The sequence below is a fragment of the Haladaptatus sp. DYF46 genome (assembly GCF_021083305.1).
In the GTDB taxonomy this organism is placed as follows: domain Archaea; phylum Halobacteriota; class Halobacteria; order Halobacteriales; family Haladaptataceae; genus Haladaptatus.
In genome coordinates, this window is the sequence record NZ_JAJFAY010000001.1 from 343,072 (window position 1) to 362,607 (window position 19,536).

29 protein-coding genes are annotated in these 19,536 nt (G+C 60.7%); 15 read left to right on the forward strand and 14 right to left on the reverse strand.

What is annotated here, in order from left to right; all coding sequences use genetic code 11:
• The first annotated feature begins 17 nt into the window (after window positions 1-17).
• Together LJF34_RS01860 and LJF34_RS01865 are read left to right on the forward strand one after the other, a co-directional pair.
• Entirely contained in the window at window positions 18-1,031 is a 1,014-nt protein-coding gene (locus LJF34_RS01860) for an amidohydrolase family protein (RefSeq protein ID WP_231182930.1), read from the forward strand.
• A 198-nt stretch (window positions 1,032-1,229) separates the two neighbouring features.
• On the forward strand, window positions 1,230-1,715 hold the full coding sequence (locus LJF34_RS01865) for a universal stress protein (RefSeq protein WP_231182931.1): 486 nt from the start codon (window positions 1,230-1,232) through the stop codon (window positions 1,713-1,715).
• Window positions 1,716-1,724: 9 nt separating this feature from the next.
• On the opposite strand, the gene LJF34_RS01870 is transcribed toward LJF34_RS01865, so the two are convergent.
• The gene (locus tag LJF34_RS01870; RefSeq protein WP_231182932.1) at window positions 1,725-2,699 is read right to left on the reverse strand and encodes a biotin--[acetyl-CoA-carboxylase] ligase; all 975 of its coding nucleotides are present in this window, start codon (window positions 2,697-2,699) and stop codon (window positions 1,725-1,727) included.
• 145 nt (window positions 2,700-2,844) lie between these two features.
• On the opposite strand from LJF34_RS01870, the gene LJF34_RS01875 reads away from it, so the two are divergent.
• From LJF34_RS01875 to LJF34_RS01885, 3 genes are all read left to right on the forward strand, one after another.
• The gene (locus LJF34_RS01875) at window positions 2,845-3,525 is read left to right on the forward strand and encodes a carbonic anhydrase (protein WP_231182933.1); all 681 of its coding nucleotides are present in this window, start codon (window positions 2,845-2,847) and stop codon (window positions 3,523-3,525) included.
• 53 nt (window positions 3,526-3,578) lie between these two features.
• Complete coding sequence (locus tag LJF34_RS01880; RefSeq protein ID WP_231182934.1) at window positions 3,579-3,821, forward strand: hypothetical protein; 243 nt, start codon at window positions 3,579-3,581, stop codon at window positions 3,819-3,821.
• 97 nt (window positions 3,822-3,918) lie between these two features.
• A complete protein-coding gene (locus tag LJF34_RS01885) occupies window positions 3,919-4,353 on the forward strand; it encodes a GNAT family N-acetyltransferase (protein WP_231182935.1) in 435 nt (144 codons plus the stop codon).
• Window positions 4,354-4,397: 44 nt separating this feature from the next.
• On the opposite strand, the gene LJF34_RS01890 is transcribed toward LJF34_RS01885, so the two are convergent.
• Together LJF34_RS01890 and LJF34_RS01895 are read right to left on the reverse strand one after the other, a co-directional pair.
• The gene (locus LJF34_RS01890) at window positions 4,398-5,066 is read right to left on the reverse strand and encodes a LysE family transporter (RefSeq protein WP_342765867.1); all 669 of its coding nucleotides are present in this window, start codon (window positions 5,064-5,066) and stop codon (window positions 4,398-4,400) included.
• Between the two features lie 183 nt (window positions 5,067-5,249).
• Window positions 5,250-5,714, reverse strand: a complete 465-nt coding sequence (locus tag LJF34_RS01895; RefSeq protein ID WP_231182936.1) for a hypothetical protein — start codon at window positions 5,712-5,714, stop codon at window positions 5,250-5,252.
• A 129-nt stretch (window positions 5,715-5,843) separates the two neighbouring features.
• Here LJF34_RS01895 and LJF34_RS28815 point away from each other — a divergent pair, with 129 nt between their 5' ends.
• Window positions 5,844-5,978, forward strand: coding sequence for a hypothetical protein (locus tag LJF34_RS28815; RefSeq protein WP_255665575.1), 135 nt, complete (start codon window positions 5,844-5,846; stop codon window positions 5,976-5,978).
• Window positions 5,979-6,115: 137 nt separating this feature from the next.
• Here the strand turns inward: LJF34_RS28815 and LJF34_RS01900 are convergent, their stop codons facing one another.
• Together LJF34_RS01900 and LJF34_RS01905 are read right to left on the reverse strand one after the other, a co-directional pair.
• Window positions 6,116-6,475, reverse strand: a complete 360-nt coding sequence (locus LJF34_RS01900) for a hypothetical protein (RefSeq protein ID WP_231182937.1) — start codon at window positions 6,473-6,475, stop codon at window positions 6,116-6,118.
• Between the two features lie 205 nt (window positions 6,476-6,680).
• Window positions 6,681-7,526 (reverse strand): hypothetical protein, encoded by an 846-nt coding sequence (locus LJF34_RS01905; RefSeq protein ID WP_231182938.1) that lies wholly within the window; start codon window positions 7,524-7,526, stop codon window positions 6,681-6,683.
• Window positions 7,527-7,633: 107 nt separating this feature from the next.
• Between LJF34_RS01905 and LJF34_RS01910 the strand changes: the two genes are divergently transcribed.
• The 5 genes from LJF34_RS01910 to LJF34_RS01930 all read left to right on the forward strand — a co-directional run bounded on the left by LJF34_RS01910 (window position 7,634) and on the right by LJF34_RS01930 (window position 9,544).
• On the forward strand, window positions 7,634-8,029 hold the full coding sequence (locus LJF34_RS01910) for a CopG family transcriptional regulator (protein ID WP_231182939.1): 396 nt from the start codon (window positions 7,634-7,636) through the stop codon (window positions 8,027-8,029).
• 152 nt (window positions 8,030-8,181) lie between these two features.
• On the forward strand, window positions 8,182-8,418 hold the full coding sequence (locus tag LJF34_RS01915) for a hypothetical protein (RefSeq protein ID WP_231182940.1): 237 nt from the start codon (window positions 8,182-8,184) through the stop codon (window positions 8,416-8,418).
• Window positions 8,415-8,768: a type II toxin-antitoxin system PemK/MazF family toxin gene (locus LJF34_RS01920; RefSeq protein WP_231182941.1), complete on the forward strand. Its 354-nt coding sequence runs from the start codon at window positions 8,415-8,417 to the stop codon at window positions 8,766-8,768. Before LJF34_RS01915 ends, LJF34_RS01920 begins: the two co-directional genes overlap by 4 nt.
• A 147-nt stretch (window positions 8,769-8,915) precedes the next feature.
• Window positions 8,916-9,161, forward strand: a complete 246-nt coding sequence (locus LJF34_RS01925; protein WP_231182942.1) for an AbrB/MazE/SpoVT family DNA-binding domain-containing protein — start codon at window positions 8,916-8,918, stop codon at window positions 9,159-9,161.
• A complete protein-coding gene (locus LJF34_RS01930) occupies window positions 9,158-9,544 on the forward strand; it encodes a PIN domain-containing protein (protein ID WP_231182943.1) in 387 nt (128 codons plus the stop codon). Before LJF34_RS01925 ends, LJF34_RS01930 begins: the two co-directional genes overlap by 4 nt.
• Before the next feature lie 107 nt (window positions 9,545-9,651).
• Here LJF34_RS01930 and LJF34_RS01935 read toward each other — a convergent pair whose 3' ends face one another.
• Window positions 9,652-10,068: a PIN domain-containing protein gene (locus tag LJF34_RS01935; protein WP_231182944.1), complete on the reverse strand. Its 417-nt coding sequence runs from the start codon at window positions 10,066-10,068 to the stop codon at window positions 9,652-9,654.
• 9 nt (window positions 10,069-10,077) lie between these two features.
• Complete coding sequence (locus LJF34_RS01940; protein WP_231182945.1) at window positions 10,078-10,308, reverse strand: hypothetical protein; 231 nt, start codon at window positions 10,306-10,308, stop codon at window positions 10,078-10,080.
• A gap of 94 nt (window positions 10,309-10,402) precedes the next feature.
• Here LJF34_RS01940 and LJF34_RS01945 point away from each other — a divergent pair, with 94 nt between their 5' ends.
• The gene (locus LJF34_RS01945) at window positions 10,403-10,987 is read left to right on the forward strand and encodes a hypothetical protein (protein WP_231182946.1); all 585 of its coding nucleotides are present in this window, start codon (window positions 10,403-10,405) and stop codon (window positions 10,985-10,987) included.
• A 99-nt stretch (window positions 10,988-11,086) separates the two neighbouring features.
• Here the strand turns inward: LJF34_RS01945 and LJF34_RS01950 are convergent, their stop codons facing one another.
• The 3 genes from LJF34_RS01950 to LJF34_RS01960 are packed head-to-tail and all read right to left on the reverse strand — an operon-like array spanning window position 11,087 to window position 13,324.
• Window positions 11,087-11,353, reverse strand: a complete 267-nt coding sequence (locus LJF34_RS01950; RefSeq protein WP_231185028.1) for a chorismate mutase — start codon at window positions 11,351-11,353, stop codon at window positions 11,087-11,089.
• Window positions 11,350-12,195 (reverse strand): shikimate kinase, encoded by an 846-nt coding sequence (locus tag LJF34_RS01955; RefSeq protein WP_231182947.1) that lies wholly within the window; start codon window positions 12,193-12,195, stop codon window positions 11,350-11,352. The genes LJF34_RS01950 and LJF34_RS01955 overlap by 4 nt, the downstream gene beginning before the upstream one ends.
• A gap of 58 nt (window positions 12,196-12,253) precedes the next feature.
• Complete coding sequence (locus LJF34_RS01960; protein ID WP_231182948.1) at window positions 12,254-13,324, reverse strand: hemolysin family protein; 1,071 nt, start codon at window positions 13,322-13,324, stop codon at window positions 12,254-12,256.
• A 247-nt stretch (window positions 13,325-13,571) separates the two neighbouring features.
• On the opposite strand from LJF34_RS01960, the gene LJF34_RS01965 reads away from it, so the two are divergent.
• Both LJF34_RS01965 and LJF34_RS01970 read left to right on the forward strand, forming a co-directional pair.
• Window positions 13,572-14,030: a DUF5796 family protein gene (locus LJF34_RS01965; RefSeq protein WP_231182949.1), complete on the forward strand. Its 459-nt coding sequence runs from the start codon at window positions 13,572-13,574 to the stop codon at window positions 14,028-14,030.
• Complete coding sequence (locus LJF34_RS01970; RefSeq protein ID WP_231182950.1) at window positions 14,030-14,278, forward strand: hypothetical protein; 249 nt, start codon at window positions 14,030-14,032, stop codon at window positions 14,276-14,278. The genes LJF34_RS01965 and LJF34_RS01970 overlap by 1 nt, the downstream gene beginning before the upstream one ends.
• Before the next feature lie 13 nt (window positions 14,279-14,291).
• Here the strand turns inward: LJF34_RS01970 and LJF34_RS01975 are convergent, their stop codons facing one another.
• From LJF34_RS01975 to LJF34_RS28820, 3 genes are all read right to left on the reverse strand, one after another.
• A complete protein-coding gene (locus tag LJF34_RS01975) occupies window positions 14,292-15,206 on the reverse strand; it encodes a cation diffusion facilitator family transporter (RefSeq protein ID WP_231182951.1) in 915 nt (304 codons plus the stop codon).
• 118 nt (window positions 15,207-15,324) lie between these two features.
• Window positions 15,325-15,471: a hypothetical protein gene (locus LJF34_RS01980; protein WP_231182952.1), complete on the reverse strand. Its 147-nt coding sequence runs from the start codon at window positions 15,469-15,471 to the stop codon at window positions 15,325-15,327.
• Window positions 15,472-15,638: 167 nt separating this feature from the next.
• Window positions 15,639-15,773, reverse strand: coding sequence for a hypothetical protein (locus tag LJF34_RS28820; protein ID WP_255665576.1), 135 nt, complete (start codon window positions 15,771-15,773; stop codon window positions 15,639-15,641).
• A 77-nt stretch (window positions 15,774-15,850) separates the two neighbouring features.
• On the opposite strand from LJF34_RS28820, the gene LJF34_RS01985 reads away from it, so the two are divergent.
• A complete protein-coding gene (locus LJF34_RS01985; protein ID WP_231182953.1) occupies window positions 15,851-17,992 on the forward strand; it encodes a CDC48 family AAA ATPase in 2,142 nt (713 codons plus the stop codon).
• Window positions 17,993-17,999: 7 nt separating this feature from the next.
• Here the strand turns inward: LJF34_RS01985 and LJF34_RS01990 are convergent, their stop codons facing one another.
• Window positions 18,000-19,505 carry an HTTM domain-containing protein gene (locus tag LJF34_RS01990; RefSeq protein ID WP_231182954.1) on the reverse strand — a complete coding sequence of 502 codons (1,506 nt, stop codon included), beginning with the start codon at window positions 19,503-19,505 and terminating at the stop codon, window positions 18,000-18,002.
• Window positions 19,506-19,536 lie beyond the last annotated feature (31 nt).

Sequence of the window (19,536 nt, forward strand, 5' to 3'; positions counted from 1 at the left end):
ACTGATAATCGGCATCTATGCTTGTGGAGGGCACCATCCTGTCCGGGCCGACCTTCGAACCCGTGGAAGGCCGCGTCGTCGTCGAGGATGGTACGATAACTGCCATCGAGGAGGAGTCCGTTTCGTCGTCGAACATCGTCTGTCCCGCGTTCGTCAACGCACACACCCACATCGGGGATTCCATCGCGAAGGAGGCCGGTGCGGGCCTCTCGTTGGAGGAACTCGTCGCGCCGCCGGACGGACTCAAACATCGACTCCTCCGGGAAACGTCCCGTGAGAAAAAAGTCGAAGCGATGCGTCGGTCGTTGCAGTTCATGCAGGCGACGGGAACTGCCTCGTTTCTCGAATTTCGGGAGGGCGGCGTCGAGGGCGTCTACGCGCTCCGCGAGGCTGTCGAGGGGTTGGACATCGACCCGTTCATCCTCGGCCGGGAGACGGTCGACGCGATGGAGGCCGCGGACGGCTTCGGTGCGAGCGGAGCCAACGACGCCGAGTTCGCCCGTGAGCGGACGGCGACGAAACGGGCCGAAAAGACGTTCGGAATCCACGCCGGGGAGGCCGATTCGAGCGATATCAACCCGGCGCTCGACCTCTCGCCGGATTTCCTCGTCCACGTCGTCCATCCGGAGCCGATTCACCTCGATAGAATCGAACACAGCGAGATTCCAATCGCGGTCTGCCCCCGCTCGAACCTCGTGACCGGCGTCGGCATGCCGCCGATACGCGATCTCCTCGAACGGACGACTGTCGCGCTCGGGACGGACAACGTGATGTTGAACAGTCCGTCGATGTTCCGGGAGATGGAGTTCACGGCGAAGTTGACGGACATCGCGCCGCGCGAAGTGCTTCGAATGGCGACGCAGAACGGCGCACGCATCGCGGGATTGAACTGCGGCGTTATCGAACCGGGACGCGACGCGAAACTCCTCGTTCTCGACGGCGACTCGAACAACCTCGCCGGAAACCGCGACGTGGTTCGCTCGGTCGTTCGCCGCGCGGGCGCGAACGACGTGACCGACGTGGTGTTGTAATGACCGACGTGGTGTTGTGACCGGTTCGAGCGGCCGCGCGGCGGGTGGCGGTGCCCTCGTCGGAACTAATCGATACGAAACTCCAGCCGTTCGCGGCTTTCGGTCGATGCCGTACTGTTCCCGATTTCATTTCGATTCGAAGGTATGGCCACCAAATGAGTTAAGACAACCCATGCCGTGGCATTCGGTAACACGTCCATGTACGACCGAATTCTCGTGCCCACCGACGGTTCGGAGGAGATGACGTGCGTTCTCGCACACGCCGCCGAACTGGCCGAGGCGCATGGCGCGGAACTGCACGCGATATACGTCATCAACTCCTCGACGTTCGCCAGTTTACCGATGGAGTCATCGTGGGAGGGCGTCACCGACATGCTCCAAGAGGAGGGCGAGTCGGCGCTGGAAGACGCCCGTCGCGCCGTCGAAGGGTACGACGTCTCGCTGACGACGAACCTACTCGAAGGGCCGCCGAGCAAGGAGATAGTCCGCTACGCCGAGTTGGACGGCTTCGACCTCATCGTGATGGGAACGCACGGACGCGGCGGCATCGACCGCCTGCTCCTCGGCAGCGTGGCCGAACGCGTCGTCCGCGCTTCGACCGTTCCCGTCCTCACGGTCCGCGTCGGCGGCGAGGACGACGGTCCCGAAGTGTCGGCGACCGGCAAAGCACAGAGTAGCAGCTAACCGTCGGTTTCAGTTCGCGGGGCGAAGGTGGTCGCAGTCTCCCGCGTGAACGCGCACTTCTCCGTCGTCAGTGTCCACGACGAGCGCCCCCGGCGTGACGATATCGATTGCCTCCCCGACCACGTCTCCTTCGGGCGTTTCGACCCGCACCTGCTGGCCGAGCGTCGCCGACAACTCTCGCCACGCCGGAAGCACGGCGTCGAGGTCGGTCCGGAGCGCGTGGAACTCCTCTACCACCCGCTGGGCGAACACCCGCCGGTTCACCGGCCCGACCACTTCCTGTACGCTCGTCGCGCCCTCCGGAAGGTCGTCGGCCGCGATGTTGACGTTGATTCCGGTGCCGACGATGACCCACGAGACGCGGTTCGCCTCCCCCTCCATCTCGGTGAGGATACCACAGAGCTTGTCTCCTCCCCTCCCCTCGGAAGGGGGTTGTGCTGATTGATTCTCGTTCGCTCGTCCCTCGCTCACGAGAACATCGTTCGGCCACTTGATTTCCGCCGGAACGCCCGCTTCCCGCGCCGCCCGCGTCACGGCGACGGCGGCGGCGAGCGTCAGGAGCGGCGCGTGTGCGGGCGGTATCGTCGGCCGGAGGACGAAGCTCATCCAGATGCCGCCGGACGGCCCGACCCACGCACGTTCGAGACGGCCACGTCCCCCGATCTGTTCGTCCGCAAGCACGACGACGTCCCGCGCGTTCTCCCCGGCCAACTCGCGCGCCCGGTCGTTCGTGCTCCCGATGGAATCGTGATACTCCACCTCGAACGGCGCGTCGAGTCCGTACTCCACCGCCGGGCCGAACTCGGGAACTTCACCGAGGAGATAACCGTCACTCGTACTCTCGATTTCGAAACCGGCGGTACGGAGCGCTTCGACGTGCTTCCAGACGGCGTTCCGCGAAATGTCGAGCGCCGCCGCGAGTTCCGGGCCGGAAACCGGGCCGTCCGCGAGCGCGTCCAAGACGGCCCGCCGTGTCTCGTTCATACCATCCGGTAGGAATCGGTTCGACAAGAATCGTCCCGTTTGGTGGCGTCGAACGAAATTGACGAGTCGGAGTATCGATTCTCGAACGTCGATTCCCCGCTTCGCAAGAAGCAAAGAATATTGTCCGAGAGAAACGACGGCAACCATGCACCGGACGTTCATCGAGCTGTTGGAGAACAACGCCGACCACGCGGCGGAGTTCCGAACCCGTTTCGACGACGTACAGGAGTCCCAGCATCCCGACGTCGTTTCCGTCTGCTGTTCCGATTCCCGCGTCTTGCAGGACCACCTCTGGGGGAACGACGAACCGGGAAGCGTCTTCACCTGCGGCAACATCGGAAACCGCGTCGTCCAGCGAACCGACGCCGGGGAAGTCGTCTCGGGCGACGTCCTCTATCCGGTGGCGCACACGGGAACCGAAACCGTCGTCGTCGTCGGGCACACCGGTTGCGGTGCCGTCACGGCGACTTACGACGCCCTGACGGACGGGGTGTCCGAACCGGCGGGTATCGAACACTGTCTCGACCTGCTGAAACCCCGACTCGAAGCGGGTGTCGAAGCGCTCCCGGACGACGTGGACCGCGCGGGTGCCATCAATCGACTCGTCGAGTACAACGTGGACAGACAGGTCGAGTTCCTCCGCGACAGCGACGACGTCCCGGACGACGTGGACGCCATCGGCGTCGTCTACGACTTTCAGGACGTGTATTCGGGGAATAGGGGAGAGGTCCACGTCATCAACGTGAACGGGGAGACGAGCGTCGATACGCTGCGGGACGACCACCCGGATATCGACGGGCGAATCGAACGCCTCTGGGAGTACTGAGGACGCGACGAAAGTATCGAAAGAACGATAATAACGCCCCGAATCGTTCGACCATGTCCTCCGAGACGAACGCGCTGCTCCGATCGATTCGCCGTTGGTTGCTGATTCTCGTGTTCCTGTTCGGCGTCGCGTTGGTCGTACTCGCTATTGTCGGTGATGACGTGACTGGGTATTCGAACGGTTTCGTCTTCGGAATCGCGGGCTTTCTCGGCGGCGGAATTTCGCTGGTCGCCGGTCTGATGGCGTTTTTCGACCTCATCGCGGAACAGGAGAGCGCGGATACGCGAAACGAGTGACTACTTCACTTCGTTTCCCACATCTTTCGTATCTGTTCCGACGAAATATACGCCCCTACCGAAACGAACACCTTCGAACTTGGCATTGTGTGAGGAGATGACCGAAACGACGATTCACGAGTTGGAAACCGAACGGGAGTGGCTGGACGCGTTTCCGGTGATGGTGCAGTTGCGAACCCATCTCGACGAGGACACGTACCTCGACTATCTGCGAACGATGACGACCGACGGATACCGACTTTTCGCCGTCAGTGTAGACGGGGAAATCGTCACGCTCGCTGGCGTCGGCGTTCAGGTGAACATGTACTACGGTCGCCACGTATGGGTGTACGAGTTGATTACCGACGGCGACCATCGCTCGGAAGGCTACGGGGCGGAACTGCTATCGTTCATCGAGGAGTGGGGAAGAGAGCAAAACTGCGAACTCGTCGCGCTCTCATCGGGTCTCCAACGGGAGGACGCACACCGCTTCTACGAGGACCGAATCGGCATGGAACGGGCTAGCTACGTGTACAAACAACCGTTGCGGTAGCCGCTGCGTCGTTTCCCCCGTGAACGCAGCGAACGGGAGAGAGATTACAGCCCGCTCCACAGGGCGACGAATCCGAACCCGACGATGACGACGCCCGCGAGTTGGCTCACTCGGTACACGTGGGAGCGACTGAACTGGGTGCGGAAACGGCTCACGCCGGTACTCAACGCGAACCACCAGAGCGCCGACCCGAGGAAGACGCCGCCGACCAACGCGACGGCGTCGAGATACTCGCCGGACGTTCCGATTCCCAACCCGGTGAAGATGCCGATGAAAGCGAGGAGGGTCATCGGATTGGTAATCGTCAGTAAGAACGTCGAACCATACTCCCGGACGAGCGTGCGTCCACCCGCGGGAGACACGTCGGCTGTTCTGGGTTCGGAGCTATCTGTGGAAACAGTGAGTTCGGGTGTCGCCGTCGAAGCGCGCGCCGCCGGTTCGCCACGGAACGACCGGACGCCGAAATAGACGAGCAGGAGACCGCCGCCGAGGTGGATGCTCGTCCGGTGAGCGAGCAGTGTCGCGGAGAGCGCCGTGATTCCGAATCCGGCAATCGACCCGTACACCGCGTCCGCGGACGCCGCTCCGAGTCCGCTGACGAACCCCGACCGTCGTCCGTTAGAAAGCGTTCGCTGGATGCAGAGGACTCCGATGGGTCCGACCGGTGCCGCGATGGAGAATCCGAGGACGATACCGCGAACCAGGATGTCGATTGTCGTCGTTAATAGACGTCACCTCTCGACTGCTCGATGGTGGTTCTTGGACAAGTACCTTCCTCAAGTTCGCCGATTGCTACCATTACACACACGCTTCTCTTTCACGTTCGACCGGAATGTGACCGCGGAAGCGGTCGGTGAGAGTCGATCGGTTGGTGGACAGCGTCAATGCGGGAAGGGCTACGACGGACGTTCGTGGAGTTCGTCCCTCGACTCGTACGGATAGCCGTGCAGGGCGCGTTCTTCGAGGCTATCTTCGGTTATCGAATACGTCACGGTGTACCTGAAGTCGGTCGGTTGGACGAGTCGGTTCGTGTCGACTATCCTCCCGTGACAACTGAGGCGAACTCGGAACCGGTCGGACGCCGTCTCCGTCGTCGAAACCGCGGTGCAGTCCGCCCGAACGTCGTCATTCGTATCGAGCGTGTGCCCCCGCGAAGCGAGGAGGTCATTGAACAGGCGGATTCGTTCGTAGTCGATGAGATACTTCCTCGCCGCGGCACCGTCGAGCGTCGCGGGTCGCTCCGGTACGACCGGGTTGCGTTCGCTCACGGTGTTTCCGTCGTAGGGCGAATCCTCGACGAGAAGCGACCCGACTCCAAGGAGGGCGATTCCGACGACGACGATCGCGACGAGAGCTTTCATGGGCGGAATGTATCCGTACTTCGGAAGACGGTGTCAAAAGAATACGGTAGAGTCAAAGAACTGCTGCACATACGGGACCGACCGTCGTTTCGAGGAAAATTCTATCTACGAGGATATCCAACACGGCGCATGAACTCGTCGGTAGTGATGGCCGTAATCGCGGTGTTCTCGGCAGTCGCTTCGATTGCGATGCTCGTCCTCGAAGCGAAACGGTTTCTTCGGGGAGAGGGACGCTACGGGATGCAAAATTCCGAAAGCAAGTAGGTCGACGCTCGACGTAGCATGGTGGTTTTCGCCACCCACCCTACGGGACATCTCCGATTTCCGTACTGCTCACTTCTTCTGGTCTATAACTGCGGGGGGTTTTCGTCCGATTTGTTGTTACTAGTGGAAGGAACGAACTACGGAATTCCAACGCATCGGTGTCGCCGGGCGAGATAGAGAATCGCAATCGGCACGTTCAGTAACGGAACGAAGACGAACAGGTAGAGGAGGGTCGGCGTCCACTCCGACTGCGTGCTCACGTACTTTCGGTCGTGGTAGAGTGCGAACGGAGCGAACAACGAGAATGCATAGCTCACGACGATCAACACCGATGCAGTTTCAGTGAGATATCCCGAAACCTGTGGCCCGACGTACCGAGCGAAGGTGGTGTTTGCGAGTGTTACCGAGAACCAGAGGAGGTAAAGGATCGGTATCGCCACAACCGGAATCCACCAGCTACCGGGGAATATCGCTCTGCGGCTTTTTGTAGTGGACATGGGCTTTCGTCCATTGTACAGATGCGTGGAATCAGTAATAGCTCTTCGTGGGGATTTCCAAACTGCGTATCGGTGTGAGTTACTACCGTTTTCCCGCTGTTCCACTTCGTTCAACTCGCTGAAATCCACATTATCACCTGCCGACATTACGGCGATATGCTCCCGAGAAGCTCGAAATGACACGATACAGGCCTCTAATCGCGCTTCAGAACAGGCCGGTGATGAACCCGATTCCCATAACGATGAGGACGGCGGCGGAGAACGCCGGGAGGTACGGCGTGTACCGCTCGACTCTCTCCTCGTATCGGTGATAGCCCGCGATCAACAGCATCGTCAGACCGACGATACCGACGATGACGGTAATGGCGTACGCGCTCATCAGTTCGAGGCAGTAGTTCGACCCGGCACAGAGCACGATAATCTCGAACTCCTCCTCGTGGGCGAACCCGAGGAGGAACGCGAACCACGCGATTCCGAAGAGACCCCGGTCGGAGGCTTCGTCGAGGTTGCCGTGCGAATGAGAGTGTCCTCCGACGAACGGGACGAACCCTTTCAGACGAGAGAGCCGACCTCCGTCGTCGTGGTCGTGTGAATGACTGCCGTCGTGAGGGTGGCTGTGATCGTGGGAATGACCGTCGTGAGAATGATCGCCGCCATTAGAGTGGCCGTGGTCGTGGCCGTCGTCATGGTCATGAGCCCCGTGAGAATGCCCGTGGAAGTACTCGCGGATACCGAGCGCGATCAGCAAGACACCGGCCACGAGACTTACCGGCCCGCCGATTTGAATACCGTCGAGTATGGTGATCGACTCGTTGACTTGCGTGAGGCTAAAGTACTCTTTGGCGTAGAAGAACACCCCTACCATCGCAATACTGCTGATGAGGTGGCCGACACCGAGGATGAAACTCGCCGCGAACCCGTAGGCCCACTTGTTGGTTTGGTCGAGCGCGTATGACGCGGCGACGGGCCAACCGTGTCCGGGTTCGATACCGTGGACCGCACCGAGGGCGACGGCACCGACGAGAAGTCCGAGTGCTTCGTTGTGTAACATCGACGTATCCAAGTCTCTGTGGATAACGTGGATAACGATTGTTACTACCGAAACGGGGGAATCGTAATACGGGAGATGTCTTATGAAGGCAGGACGAGCAAACACATATGCGAACGAGCTTCAACATCCCTGACGAAGTTCTCGAAGAATTCGACAACGTGTGGCAAGAGCAGGGACTCGAAAACCGGTCACGTGCGGTCAGGGAAGCGATGCTAGAGTACATCGAATCACACTTACGTCTCGAAGAGACGACCGGTGAGATCGTCACGCTCGTCGGCTTCGACTATCGCCACCACGATGTGATACGGGAACTCCACGCCGTCCAGCACGAGTATCAGGACGTCATCCTCAATACGAGCCACACTCACCAAGGGGAGTGGTGTCTGGAGTCGCTGTTCTGTCGGGGGTCCGCCGAGCGGGTCCGTGAACTAACCTATCAACTCCGAGACTTCGACGGCGTACGGCGGGTAAAGGTGATGGTGATTCGGGATAACCTCGAATGAGCCTTCCCTCTCGCTGTTCGACCGTGTTCAATTCACGAACTGGCGTTACGGATCTTGTCAACCTTCTGCTTCTCAATACACTTCTGCACCGCACTCCTCGTGGGTAATAGTGGGTAAGAATTATCTAACAGTGGGTCTTAGTGGGTAACACGATGAAAGTAGATGCTCACGACCTCCGAACGAACGATACAGACGACCGGGGGAGAGTCTACCTCGGGACGGAGTATGCGAATAAGCGTGTGACCGTTGCTGTCGTCGAGGTCGAATCTGACCGCCCTGACGAAGAGGAACTGGCCGCCGCGTATCGAGAGGCGTCTGAGAATGCTGACGCTCTCTCTGAGGAGTGGGACGAGGTGTCCGACGAGGCGTGGGATGGACTGGATGAATGAGTGAGGATACTGACGTTCGACGCGGCGACGTTGTCATCGTCCGACTCGACCCCTCCGAAGGCCACGAGCTGAAAAAGACCCGCCCCGCCGTAGTCGTGCAAAACGATGTCGGGAACCGAAATTCCAGCACGACCATCGTCGCCCCGGCAACTGGAACGCACCGAGGCTACCCGTTTGAGGTCCTCGTCGAAGCAACAGGGTCGCCGTTCGAGAAGGATTCTTCGGTTCGCCTCGACCAGATTCGCGTCATCTCGATCGAAAAGCGGATTCACTCGGTCGTCGGAAGTCTCAGCGAGTCGACCATGACCGAGGTTGATGACGCACTGAAACTAAGCCTCGAACTGGATTGAGCTACCGATTCTGCCACCGATTCTGTCGTTGCTCCACCTTGTTCAGTTCGATGAAATCACTATATAGGCTAGTAAAGCGACCACAGCCATACCATAACTTCCCTAATGATGGTACGATTCTTTGTCAATGGTATTGTAGTATATTCTATGTCAACAGAGACGGATAGACAGGGCCGGTTGTACATCCCTAAAGAGGTGCGTGAGAAGTACGGCGAGAAATACCACATCGTGACCTACGAGGATAGAATCGAACTTATTCCAGTCGCGGACGACCCTCTCGCCGCCGTCCGTGAGGCGGCAGGCGGCCTCCGTGATGCGTCCGTCGAGGAGATTCGAGAGGACATCGAGGCAGAGGGAAGAGCCAAAGCCCGTGACAAGGACGCCGATAGATGACGGTGTACGTCGAGACCGATTTTTTGCTCGCACTCGCAAAAGATTCCGGCTGGTTACAGGGGTCGGCCGAGGAAGCGCTGGCAGAATACGAAGTCGAAACGTCGGCATTCTCGTATCTCGAACTCGTTCTCGCCAGAGAACGCCACGAGTTCGACTACGTTCCGCTGATTGCAAACCTGCTCGAACTCGTCCCCGTTCGAGACGAAGAAGAGAAACAGGTGGTTCTGAAGGCCGTCAACTATTACGACGAGGGAATGACCCCATTCGACGCATTCCACGCGGCCACTACGGAAACTCGGGGAATAGACGTACTCTCATCCGAGAAAGATTACGATGACATCGAAGTGGCGAGAGTTCCACTGGAACCGACCGACGAGGAATAGTCTCGACGCCTCAGCGGCTCTCCCGCTGCTCCACTTTGTTCAACTCGGAGAATTTTACCATGCAAGACTGCACACTTTTCAAATTTGTTCCTTCCAGCGTTCAGAAGTCACATCGTCTCGAATGATTCGATTACTTCGGTGGTGGTGAACACAGGAACGAGGTCTTGTTCATCGAAATCGGCGTCGTCGCTCCACATTCCTGTGTCACGAGCAAGCGCACAGGCCACGTACAGTACGTCGTCTGGGTCGGTGTCACCTATTGCTTCTTCTGCCTCCTCGATGTGCGGGTAGAACTTGCTGGCGGGCACCGTCTCGACATACTGGAACAAGAGGTCGATAAACTGTTGAACCCTGTCCGAACTCATTCCCGATTTCTCGACGATGAGGTCTTCGTAGTTCCCGATTTCATCGTGGACAAATTCGGGTGTCAGGAGTTCCGGTTCGAGCGTAACGATGAGTTCCCGTGTTTTCGAGTTAGCGATGAGTGCGGAGATGACAACGTTCGCATCGACAACCAACTTCATTCGTCAGGATTACTCCGACTCTTTTTCGACGCGCTTGCGTGCGCTCTCGTTGATTTTGGCGGCGATTTCGTCTACGTCTTCGGTAGTGAGTTCGCTGTCGGCGGTGAGTTCGTCCAACAGTTCGAGATTCTCGATTTTGTCTCGGATGGCTTGTCGAGTGACTTCGCTCCAGTTGATTTCCGGGTGCTTCTCCATCCTCTCCTTGAGGTCATCATCCACGTTGACTGTGATGGTGGGCATACAGAGAACTATGGAAACACAGAATACTGTATCTTCCGGTGCCACAACCTTCGGCAGAGGGTTGTTTATTGCCTGCGGTGCTTGTTCGACACGTATGCCCTCCGAGCGGTATCCGAGCGTGGACGTTACCCGTGATTCTCAACCGAGGGACGTACCGTTCCGACTCGAAGTCGAGAAGGTACGCGATTTCTCGCCTACCGCCCCCGCTCGAATTCGTTGCTCATTCGAGAACCGTTCTTCGACGAAGCAAACGGTTGGTATCGGCCCAATCCAACCGTTCTCCAATATTTGGAGTAAAGGCGAAAGTCCACTCGTCCTCGTTCCGACTGAGAGAGACGTTCAACGGTACGCCCTCGGCACCGACGAACAGATTATCCCCGACCAACCGGTCGACGGATGCTGGCAGACGAACACCGTTCGATTCGTTCGCCACGACGTTCTGCGATGGCGTTCATTCGCTTCGAGCGAGTGCATTCAGACCGAATACGCGATACTGCACTACCCTGAGCAGGAGATACTGGATGCGACGATGGACAAGTGGTTCGGACCAAAGACCGAAAGCGATGTCTGTCTCCCCGCAGGCGAGTACCGTTTCGAGGAGTCCTTCACGCCGAAGTTCAGAGCGAATGCGACGTGGAAAGAGTTCACGTGGGGCTTCACGCTCACGATTGGAGAATAGACAAACCCCTTTAGAATCGTCATCACCAGCACCGTCAGGATTGAAAAACAGTCGGAAGAATCCCTCAAAGGGCACTCAAACCCCTGAAAACAGCGTTTTTCAGCGAGACTGCCGCTGCTCCACCTTGTTCAGTTCGATCAGCAACCGGAAAATCGCCTTCACGAGATTCGACTCCACCTCGAATTTCTCAGCGTTCTCGCCCGCCCGGTCCATCACGCGCTGTTCCTGTGACTCGTCCGTCGTCGGGATATCTTGGGCCGCCTTCACCTCCGCCACCGTGTCGGCGACGTAGGTTCGTCGGGCGATGAGTTCCACCAGTTCGCGGTCGATGGATTCGATTTCGTCGCGCAGTTCGTCCAAGCTCATGTCGTTCGGGTTCCGTCTGTTTGCGTCGTCGTTAGCCATGTCGTTCCCTCCAATGAATTCCACCTTTCCCGCACGTCCTCTAAAACCCCCCGCCCGCCGACGGCGACGTAACTCGGTCCGGTCCCCGAAAGCGAGACGCCCGCCACGTCCGGCAGGGCCTCGACCATGGGATCCGCCGAAAATCCGAGCGCACCACAGAAGGCGAAGCCGTTGACGGTCATCGCCCGCCCGTACTCGCCGTCGAGCGCGAGTTCAGCCACCAGTTCGGCCATCGGCGCGACCCGTTCGCATCGGGAAACGTCCGCGTCGGCGGAAAACGACTGCTCCGGCGGCGACCACACCAACACGTCCCAGTCCACCTCGTCGCGGGCGAGGAGTTCGTCGGCCGAGTTGTCGGTGACGGTGACGCCGCCGAGCATGCTCGCGCTGGCGTCGTCGAACGCGCCCGTGACCGTCACGCCCACGTCGCGGGCCGCCTGCACGCCGAGTCGGCAGGCGTCTTCGCGCCGCATCTCGATGTCGAGCGCCGAGAGCGTCGCCAGCACCGTCGCGTTCGCGGCGGCGCTCGAACTCTTCAGGCCGGAGGCCATCGGAACGTCGCTCTCGGTTCGAACCGTCGCGCCGAACTCCTCGTCTTCGACATCGAGAGCGAGTTCCGCACAGCGCTCGATGAGTCGGGCGTCCGCGTCGGGAGCGTCGGCGATTTCGCCGCGAACTTCGCCGGAATCGTCCAACTCGACCTCCGCGGTCGTCGTCATGTCGATGGCGAACGCCGATCCGACGCCGGTGGCGAGCGCGTTGAGTATCGTCCCGGCGGCGGGTGCTTTCGCACGGCCGTACATGGTCGGCCTTCGCAGGATACCCCCTTCAGGGTAGCGGTAGGCGCAATACGTGATGGCGTCACGCGGCCGCGGACGATTCGGTCGGTTCGTCGGTGGGATCGTTGAGTTCGCCGACGATTTCCTCCAACGCGTCGGTCGCGGTGATGAGTCCGATCACGTCTCCGTCCTCCAGAACCAACGCGAGTTCCTGATTTTCGGCCTGAAACAGGTCCAACGCGTCGCTGAGGGATGCGTCCGCTGACACCGTCATCGGCGGGTGTGCGACCTCCTCTATGGTCGTTTCGTCCGCCCTGAGCGCGTCGTCCGCCCGGTACAGGGCGGGGATGTAGACGTTACCGTAGTAATCAGAGAGCGATTCACCGACCAGAGGGAATCGAGTGTGCGGGTTGTCCTTGACGCGTCGACGGTTATCGTCCAAAGGGGTCGTCGTGGTGAGAGAAACGATGTCCTCCCGCGGAATCATGACGTCTCGAACCGGAACCTCGCCGATTTTGAGCGCGTTCAGGACCTCTCGGTGGCGTTCGTCCGCGAGGTCCCCCCGTTCGAGGACGGAACCAAGTTCCTGATGGAGGTCGGCGCGGGTTTCGATGGCGTCGGCTTCCGCGTCCTTCCACGCGCCCGTGATTTCGATGCCGAACAGGCGCAGGGTCCACTTCGCCACGCCGTCGCCGAGCGTGATTATTGGGGCGATGGCCCGATGAAACCAGTACAGCGGCGTCGCGCCGTACTTGCAGACGAACTTCGTGCGTTCGACGCCGAGGTAGGTCGGCGTCTGCTCCCCGTGCGTTAGGTGGACGAGGTTGATGATGAGGAAGCCGAGGAGCGCCCCCGCGCTGACCGACGCCAACCACGTACCCGCGAACATCGGCTCGAAGATGGCCGCCAACGCCGGTTCGGCGACGATACCGACCGCGATGCTGGAGGCGGTTATTCCGACCTGACAGCTCGTGAGATATATTTCGAGGTTCTCCGTCATCTCCCACGCCCTTCGCAGGTCTGGGGAGTCGAACTCCGACTCGGAGTACTGCCGGACGCGGGTGAGCGCGAACTCGATGGCGACGAAGTAGCCGTTCGCCAGTATCAACAGCAGTCCGGCGACCAACCGCGCGGAGAGCACCAGTGTTTCCATCGTCCGGGCGTAACGGTTCCAATCATTTGATTCCTCCGGCCTCTTTCAAATTCTCTCCCGAAAAACGGAGACGGAATTCACGATGTTCGACCAAATCCGACCAGAATAGTTCGAACGCACACTTATTGATGACCCATACCCGTTGCGTCCTTCGCCAGACGACCGACTGACGGCGTCAACGACGGTCACCGCCGAGGCGTCGTCCCGGAACGCGGGTCTTTTGGCCGTCCCCATCCAACCGCCGGGTATGAGTGTCCGCAACGACGTCTCCCCCGACACGCTCGGCGTCGAACTCACCGAGGACGGCATCGTCGTCGAATACACGGACGGCCGGGAGGCCTTCTACAACGGAATTCCGAAGAAAGTGGACGGAACGCTTCGAACGCAACCGGGCAAACTGATTCAGGTGCTCGTCACCGACCCGACGGAGACGGAGGGCGTGATGACCTACGTCAACGACCGGGACACGCACGACGAGATTCTACAGGAGACGGGCGTCGGCCGTGTCATCATCGAACCCGGAGAGGAAGAAGAACTCTTCCCCGGCGTGACGGTCCGCTCGGAAGGCTACGCCGTCGAAGTCGAGGCGAGTCCGAAAATCGCACGCGGGCGGGTGTTCGTCTTCGAGGAGGACGAACTGGGCGAGCGCTCGTTCGAGTTCGTCGAGGAGGACGCGGCGGTAGATGCCGAGGAAGACGACGACTGATGCCGCTCGCAAAGCGCTGGCAGACGCTCGACCGGGGGACGGTGGCGAACGCGCCGGAACGCTGGGCGATGTACGAACTGGGTACCGACGGCGACGTGCTGGAAATCGGCGTCGGCGTCCTGCGCGACGAACTCAAGACGGCGCTCACGTACGGCGACGCGGAGCAGGTCCGTTGGGAGACGTGCCAGTCGCGGGCGTTGGCGGAGGAGTTGGCCGAGGAACATCGGGAACGGACCGGACTGGTCTGATTCGGGCCGCGGTTCAGTTGACGAGCGAGGTCGGTTGCCCTTCCTCCGCGTCCTTCCACTCGCCCAACCCTTCGGGGTCGAGGTGGATGTGAACGTCGCCGACGTCGTCGCGGGCGATGAGGCTGTTTCTGAGGTCCGTTTCGATGTCGTGGGCTTCGATGAACGTGTGGTCGGCGGCGACTTCGGCGTGGAACTCGATTTCGTACAGCGTTCCGGCGTGGTACGCGGTAAAATCGTGAAGACCGTGAACGTCCTCGTGGGACAGGATTTCGTCCCGAATCTCCTCGCGGACGGGTTTCGGCGCGGCGGTGTCCACCAGATAGTTGACGTTCTCCCGCGAGATTTCGATGCCTTGGTGGATGACGAGCAGGCTGACCAACCCGCCCGCGAGGGGGTCGAGAACCGGAAATCCGCCGGCCATCCCGGCGACGCCGACCATCGCCGCGAACGTGGTGTAGAGGTCGTTTTTGCTGTCGGCGGCGAGCGCGGCGAGGCCGGACGACCCGACGGTTCGATTGACGCGCTTGGTGTACCAGTAACAGAAGGCGCGGTCGATGAAGGCGAAGGCGAGTCCGCCGACGAGGGCGATGCTGTACGTCGCTTCCGGCGAGGAACGAATCGCTTGCCCCGCGTCGTACAGCAGTTTCAACCCGAGGAGGACCAGCGTCCCGCCGACGAACAGGGCGGTCAGCGGTTCGACCCGGTCGTGACCGTGAGGGTGGTTCGAATCGGGACCCTGAAAGGAGAGGCGGCCCCAGACGAGTACGACCGCGCTCGCCAACAGGTCGGCCACCGAGTGGGCGGCGTCGGCGACGAGGGCGAGGCTTCCGAACGCGAGTCCGAGTCCCCCTTCCACCACGATTTTGAGGACGTTCGTCACCACGTTGGCCCACGACGCCTTGAGGAATTCGTGCCGGTGGTCGGCCATTCGTTCTTTCGTGGGGGACCCGTGGTTAAGAATATATGGATTAGGGTTGACAAATAGCAGTTTTAGAGTGAATCTAAATCACACGGTACGGAGTGACACGGGCCGCCGAGAGGGTGAATTACAGGACGCGGCGCGACATCACCACCACGCCGAGAACGAGGAGTCCGATGCCCCAATAGAGCGAGTCGTACGGCAATACCTTCAACAGGAGCGTGACGACCCCGGACGTGAACAGCGACCAACCGATGGTGGTATCGTAGCTCATAGGTTCTCCAAGACGGCTATTCGTTTCAACCTATCGGCAGCAGTGAAAATCCCGTGTGGTGGACGAAATGCCACCGCAGTCCGTCTCGACCGTTCCGCACACCGACACCATTGCTCGCTTCTCCGTCGTTCGCTATCCGTCGTCAGTCGACACCCCGAGGGTATTCGTTACTGAATGTACGTCGGGTCCTCCGCGTCGCAGTGTTCCTCGTGTTGTTCCGCGTCGCTCCGCTCGTCGAACATCAGTCCGCACTGTTCACACCGATACCAAGTGGCATCGTCGCGCTCCGTTCGAGCAACCATGCGTGTACAATGGGTAGCATCCGACAAGGAGGTTTCTCCGGGAAACCCTGAAGACGATGGGGTGACGAGTAGGGAATATGACCAATAAACCGACGGTTGCCCTCACCGTCAGGGGTGCGGAAAAGCGCGACGGGGGGCGAGGCATCGCCCGAATCGCCGACGACGCCCGACAGCAACTCGGCGTGTTGAGCGGCGATACGGTCGCCGTGAAAGGCGACGGAACGACGGTCGTCAAGGTGTGGCCCGCCGCGAGCACGGTGCCCGAAAACACCATTCAAATCGACGCCGAGACACGGACGAACGCGGGCGTTCGAATCGGCGACGAGGTTTCCGTTCAGCCCATCTCCGTCTCGGACGCGAAATCCATCACCGTCGTTCCGAAGGCGAACTTCTCGCTCGACGACGTGGACACGCTGGAACGGGCGGTAAAGCGGGAACTCCTCGACCGGCCGGTCCAATCCGGGGAACGCGCACGAATCGAACGACTCGGCGACGCCGGACTGTTCGACGTTTCGCGGACCAACCCCGGCGGGACCGTCCGCGTGACGAACGACACGAACGTGAACGTCTCTCTCTCCGAACTCGTCGAGTCCGCTTCGACGTCCTCGTCGAACCCCGACGACACGACGGACGTCACCAGCGCGGCGTACGAGGACATCGGCGGACTGGACGAGGAACTCCGCCGCGTCCGCGAGATGGTCGAACTCCCGCTCTCGAACCCCGAACTCTTCCGCCGATTAGGTATCGACCCGCCGAAGGGCGTCCTGCTCTACGGCCCGCCCGGCACCGGGAAGACGCTCATCGCCAAGGCGGTGGCGAACGAGGTGAACGCCCACTTCGTCTCCGTCTCCGGCCCGGAAGTGATGAGCAAGTACAAGGGCGAAAGCGAGGAGCGCCTCCGCGAGATTTTCAACGAGGCGAACGAGAACGCCCCCGCTATCATCTTCTTCGACGAGGTGGACAGCCTCGGCGGGAAGCGCGACGAGGAGAGCGACATGGAGAACCGACTCGTCGCACAGATGCTCTCGCTGATGGACGGACTGGAGTCCCGCGAGGAAGTCGTCGTCATCGGCGCGACGAACCGCGTGGACGCCATCGACCCGGCGCTCCGTCGCGGCGGGCGCTTCGACCGCGAAATCGAAATCGGTGCGCCCGACGAGGGCGGCCGCCGCGAAATCCTCGAAGTCCACACCCGCGGGATGCCGCTGGCCGACGACGTGGCCGTCGAACGCCTCGCCGCGACCACCCACGGGTTCGTCGGTGCCGACCTCCACACGCTCGTCACGGAGGCGGCGATGGCCGCCCTGCGCCGGGCGCGCGACGACGGCGCGGACGACGATTCGTTACTCTCGGTCGAAGTGACCCGTGCCGACTTCAACACCGCGCTGGCGAGCGTCGAACCGTCCGCGATGCGCGAGTTCGTCGCCGAAGCGCCCGAGATCTCCTTCGAGGACGTCGGCGGACTGAACGAGGCGAAGCAGACGCTCATCGAAGCCGTCGAGTGGCCGCTTTCGTACTCTAACCTGTTCGAGGCGACGAAGACGGAACCTCCGAGCGGCGTCCTCCTCTACGGGCCGCCCGGCACCGGGAAGACCCTCCTCGCCCGCGCTCTGGCGGGCGAGAGCGACGTGAACTTCGTCTCCGTCGCGGGACCGGAACTGCTGGACAGGTACGTCGGCGAGAGCGAGAAATCGGTTCGCGAGGTGTTCGAACGGGCGAGACAGGCCTCGCCCGCCATCATATTCTTCGACGAAATCGACGCGCTCGCGACACAGCGCGGCGAATCGCACGAAGTCACCGAACGGGTCGTCTCGCAACTGCTGACCGAACTCGACGGCCTGACCGAGAACCCGAACCTCGTCGTCCTCGCCGCAACGAACCGCAAAGAGGCCATCGACCCCGCGCTCCTCCGACCCGGCCGCCTCGAATCCCACATCGAGATTCCGGCACCGGGCGAGGAGGGCCGCCGCAAAATACTCTCCGTCCATGCGGGCGACAAACCGCTCGCCGACGACATCGACCTCGACGTGCTGGCCGATGAACTGGAGGGGTATACCGGCGCGGACATCGAGGCGCTCGTCCGCGCCGCGTCGATGCGCGCCATCCGCGAGGCGGCCGACGAGTGGTCGCCCGAGGAGGCGAACGAGCGCGCGGACGAAATCGTCATCGAACGGCGACACTTCGACACGGCCCGCGAGTTCGTCCGGCCGACGCTGTAGTTCGGGCTTACCCCGAGACCTGATTTCGAGTACCACACGACCGATCCGTGATTTTGACCCGATGCGTTGGCTCCTCCCCGTCGAGATTCGTCGGTTGCCGAACGTAGTAGACGGAGACGTTCACGAGGTCGTCGTCGTGACTTTCGTTCCATTGTCGACAGACGTATCGGGTGAACGCAGGAGGAAGACGCCAGTACCCCGACGATTGGACGGCGAGGAGATATTTCTGCCATCGGTGAGTCGGAAAGCCCAAACTCGCATCCGACGGGCGTTCCCATCGAACGGACGACTGACGGAAGGCATCGACCCGCCTTCCCGATTCGAGCGTGCCGGGGACCACGAACCAGCCGTCGGTCCCCCACGGTTCAGGGGCGAACATACTCCATCGATGAGCGACGGGATTTGCGACTTCGTTCACGCTGTCAGGCGTCTGGACGTACCCCAGCGTCGCGGCGTTCCAGACGAGGACCGACACGAGGAGACAGGCCGCGACGAGCGAAACGGCTCGTCGTATCCATTTGAAAACCGAGGTCGGAATTTCGGGAGTCGAAACGACGGGGGACGTTCGTTCGAATCGCCGTCTCCAACGAGCCGTGTCGAGCGATTCCGTATGTGACTTCGAAAACCGCGCCAGTGCATCCCAAACGACGCTCGGGAGGAATAGAATCAGGGCAGTGATAGAAACCAGCGGGAAGATACTGAGATGCATGGTTAACAGCATTCCGAAGTGCATGGCGACGAACAACGAAACGAACGCGGCCCGTGCCCACCCGGTAAGGAGCAACAGGAGTACCGATGTCACGACCATCGCGAGCCACAGTTTGTCGAACAGGACGAGGAGGGGCGGGTAGTTCGCGAGCAAGTCGCCGACGGGCGTCGTGAGACTGTGTAGGCTGAACACGTATCGAACCGCGAGACCCTGCAACCAGAGGTCGCCGCGAAGTTTGAACAACGCGTTTGCGACGTACACGATGACCACTTGAGCCAGTATCCCAGCGGTTGCGACATTCGCGATACGACGGTCGTGTCCGTCGCTGCGGAGCGCGTCGACGGACCAGCGTTCTCCCAACGGGAGGAATAGACTCCAGAGGAGCAGTCGCCAGAGGAGGAAATCCCCCGAATTCAAAAGCGTCGGATTTCGGAACTGCAGTGACATGAGAAGGACGAACGAAAACACGGTCGAAATCCGCGTTCGGTAGCCGACGATCATCGACACGGCGAAGATGGCCGCGACGATGAACAACGTCGCCTGAAACCACACCGCCCCCGAGAGCGTATGAAATGTGAGGCGGGACATATCGGGAAACTGGGCTTCGAGAACCGCTCTGGGCAGGACACCGGAATCGGTGTAAAATACGACGAGATTTCGCGACCGGAGCAGGAGGTCGGACAGCAAAACGAGACCGATGGAGATACGGAAGACGGCGAGCGTTCGCGTATCGATTCCGATTCGACGGGCCAGTGCGCGACGCCCGTGCGTCCGGAAACCATTCACGACCGAAGAGAGGCCCATAGACGGATGAATTATCGAGCCATCATAAGTC

What these genes read in the sequence shown, in the direction of transcription:
- LJF34_RS01860 (WP_231182930.1), top strand. Translation starts at nt 18, where the DNA reads ATGCTTGTGGAGGGCACCATCCTGTCCGGGCCGACCTTCGAACCCGTG.
- LJF34_RS01865 (WP_231182931.1), top strand. Translation starts at nt 1,230, where the DNA reads ATGTACGACCGAATTCTCGTGCCCACCGACGGTTCGGAGGAGATGACG.
- LJF34_RS01870 (WP_231182932.1), bottom strand. Translation starts at nt 2,699, where the DNA reads ATGAACGAGACACGGCGGGCCGTCTTGGACGCGCTCGCGGACGGCCCG.
- LJF34_RS01875 (WP_231182933.1), top strand. Translation starts at nt 2,845, where the DNA reads ATGCACCGGACGTTCATCGAGCTGTTGGAGAACAACGCCGACCACGCG.
- LJF34_RS01880 (WP_231182934.1), top strand. Translation starts at nt 3,579, where the DNA reads ATGTCCTCCGAGACGAACGCGCTGCTCCGATCGATTCGCCGTTGGTTG.
- LJF34_RS01885 (WP_231182935.1), top strand. Translation starts at nt 3,919, where the DNA reads ATGACCGAAACGACGATTCACGAGTTGGAAACCGAACGGGAGTGGCTG.
- LJF34_RS01895 (WP_231182936.1), bottom strand. Translation starts at nt 5,714, where the DNA reads ATGAAAGCTCTCGTCGCGATCGTCGTCGTCGGAATCGCCCTCCTTGGA.
- LJF34_RS28815 (WP_255665575.1), top strand. Translation starts at nt 5,844, where the DNA reads ATGAACTCGTCGGTAGTGATGGCCGTAATCGCGGTGTTCTCGGCAGTC.
- LJF34_RS01900 (WP_231182937.1), bottom strand. Translation starts at nt 6,475, where the DNA reads ATGTCCACTACAAAAAGCCGCAGAGCGATATTCCCCGGTAGCTGGTGG.
- LJF34_RS01905 (WP_231182938.1), bottom strand. Translation starts at nt 7,526, where the DNA reads ATGTTACACAACGAAGCACTCGGACTTCTCGTCGGTGCCGTCGCCCTC.
- LJF34_RS01910 (WP_231182939.1), top strand. Translation starts at nt 7,634, where the DNA reads ATGCGAACGAGCTTCAACATCCCTGACGAAGTTCTCGAAGAATTCGAC.
- LJF34_RS01915 (WP_231182940.1), top strand. Translation starts at nt 8,182, where the DNA reads ATGAAAGTAGATGCTCACGACCTCCGAACGAACGATACAGACGACCGG.
- LJF34_RS01920 (WP_231182941.1), top strand. Translation starts at nt 8,415, where the DNA reads ATGAGTGAGGATACTGACGTTCGACGCGGCGACGTTGTCATCGTCCGA.
- LJF34_RS01925 (WP_231182942.1), top strand. Translation starts at nt 8,916, where the DNA reads ATGTCAACAGAGACGGATAGACAGGGCCGGTTGTACATCCCTAAAGAG.
- LJF34_RS01930 (WP_231182943.1), top strand. Translation starts at nt 9,158, where the DNA reads ATGACGGTGTACGTCGAGACCGATTTTTTGCTCGCACTCGCAAAAGAT.
- LJF34_RS01935 (WP_231182944.1), bottom strand. Translation starts at nt 10,068, where the DNA reads ATGAAGTTGGTTGTCGATGCGAACGTTGTCATCTCCGCACTCATCGCT.
- LJF34_RS01940 (WP_231182945.1), bottom strand. Translation starts at nt 10,308, where the DNA reads ATGCCCACCATCACAGTCAACGTGGATGATGACCTCAAGGAGAGGATG.
- LJF34_RS01945 (WP_231182946.1), top strand. Translation starts at nt 10,403, where the DNA reads ATGCCCTCCGAGCGGTATCCGAGCGTGGACGTTACCCGTGATTCTCAA.
- LJF34_RS01950 (WP_231185028.1), bottom strand. Translation starts at nt 11,353, where the DNA reads ATGAGCTTGGACGAACTGCGCGACGAAATCGAATCCATCGACCGCGAA.
- LJF34_RS01955 (WP_231182947.1), bottom strand. Translation starts at nt 12,195, where the DNA reads ATGTACGGCCGTGCGAAAGCACCCGCCGCCGGGACGATACTCAACGCG.
- LJF34_RS01960 (WP_231182948.1), bottom strand. Translation starts at nt 13,324, where the DNA reads ATGGAAACACTGGTGCTCTCCGCGCGGTTGGTCGCCGGACTGCTGTTG.
- LJF34_RS01965 (WP_231182949.1), top strand. Translation starts at nt 13,572, where the DNA reads ATGAGTGTCCGCAACGACGTCTCCCCCGACACGCTCGGCGTCGAACTC.
- LJF34_RS01970 (WP_231182950.1), top strand. Translation starts at nt 14,030, where the DNA reads ATGCCGCTCGCAAAGCGCTGGCAGACGCTCGACCGGGGGACGGTGGCG.
- LJF34_RS01975 (WP_231182951.1), bottom strand. Translation starts at nt 15,206, where the DNA reads ATGGCCGACCACCGGCACGAATTCCTCAAGGCGTCGTGGGCCAACGTG.
- LJF34_RS01980 (WP_231182952.1), bottom strand. Translation starts at nt 15,471, where the DNA reads ATGAGCTACGATACCACCATCGGTTGGTCGCTGTTCACGTCCGGGGTC.
- LJF34_RS28820 (WP_255665576.1), bottom strand. Translation starts at nt 15,773, where the DNA reads ATGGTTGCTCGAACGGAGCGCGACGATGCCACTTGGTATCGGTGTGAA.
- LJF34_RS01985 (WP_231182953.1), top strand. Translation starts at nt 15,851, where the DNA reads ATGACCAATAAACCGACGGTTGCCCTCACCGTCAGGGGTGCGGAAAAG.
- LJF34_RS01990 (WP_231182954.1), bottom strand. Translation starts at nt 19,505, where the DNA reads ATGGGCCTCTCTTCGGTCGTGAATGGTTTCCGGACGCACGGGCGTCGC.